The following is a 1,393-nucleotide window of genomic DNA, read 5'->3' as shown; positions in this document are numbered from 1 at the left end:
AAAAACAAATTCTTTTGCTTTTCATTTTCTTTTTTCAGAACTTGGTATGCAGATTTGGCGAGCGACTTTCGGTTAGAGCAAGTTCTACATTTTTTAGTCCTTAGCACTTCCATTGGTTGGGCGACATTTTGAAAGCGTTGGTGTTCAAAGTCCTTTGTCTCCAACACGAAGCATTATGTAAAGCTCAAAAATCAATTTTAAACTTAAATTTAACTCCATTGCCATCATAATGCTGGTCGTTGGAAGTAAAAAAACATAAACTATTACTATATTTAAATAGTGAAAGATACCTTAATATATATTCTTCAGATAAAAGTAAAATGACAAAATTTTTAGGAAAAATCCCCCTCATTATATATTCAATTATTATAGTGGGGTTTTCAATCTATTTGACGAGACAAATTGAAGTTTATTTGATAAAAGTTAATTGGCTCACACAAAACGAAGGTGAAGCACGAGTTGCTTTATACTCAAGTGTTCTTACAGTTATTGCCATTTTTTATGGTGTAATGCAATTACAATCACAAACAAAAGACAGTTTATTTGCAAATGAATATATAAATCAACCAGAATTTGAATTTTATGCTTATTGCTCAAAAACTAACCTCTTAGAAGATGATGCTTCACCCGGTTGTTGTTGTGAAACAGGAAAAGTATGTACGAATAATTGTGTAGACGAACATTGGTTTAATTTGAAACAAATTGGAAATTTGCCTGCAACTGACATTAAAATTTCAATGTTTCATTCTAAAGAAAGTGACGATGTATGTTGTGCTAAAAAAGTACTCAAAACTGATACATTAAATAAAAATGCGGTATATCAATATAAACTTCCTCCATACTCTTTTAGTACGAAGCTTTTCGACCAAACAACAAACGGCTCATTTTATGTATTAATTTCATATAAATCACTTTATTCTAACTTGAAGTATAAAAGAGTATATGAGTTAGAGTACTCTCCCAAACCAGACCCTGAACTAAAAGACGGCTTGTGGGGTGACAATATAAAATTCTTTTCAGCACAATTGATTAAAATAACTGATTACAACTCGTTGCGACTAAGGGATATAATTTTAGGGAGTGTCGTTTTTTATTTGTATAAACTAAAAATTATTAACACATACAAAATTGAAAATTGGATACTTAAATATTAAAAGAAAGATAGTGACTTCTTTTGAACTATAAAAAACTTCTAAAATCACGCCGACAAGAGATTAGAGCGATTTCAAAGGTTCTTCAACTTATCGGGGGACAGCCACCGCCTTTTTTAAGGTATGCTTGCATTTCTCCAAATAGTTACTAAATTTGTTTCTGTTTGGTGGGTTCTCAAATTTGGGTGGGCGACATCAAATTGGCGAAGTTTTCAAGCTATTTGAGTCCAACACGAGCAAGG

The 1,393-nt window shown here is 31.8% G+C and carries 1 protein-coding gene; it reads left to right on the top strand.

The features are described from left to right. Positions 1–320: 320 nt before the first annotated feature. Positions 321–1,154 carry a hypothetical protein gene (locus A6M55_RS04885; protein WP_064196760.1) on the top strand — a complete coding sequence of 278 codons (834 nt, stop codon included), beginning with the start codon at positions 321–323 and terminating at the stop codon, positions 1,152–1,154. Positions 1,155–1,393: the final 239 nt, after the last annotated feature.

It is taken from the genome of Emticicia sp. MM (genome assembly GCF_001649495.1).
Note: the sequence above shows the minus strand (reverse complement) of the source record. Positions and strands in the feature narration are given on the sequence as shown.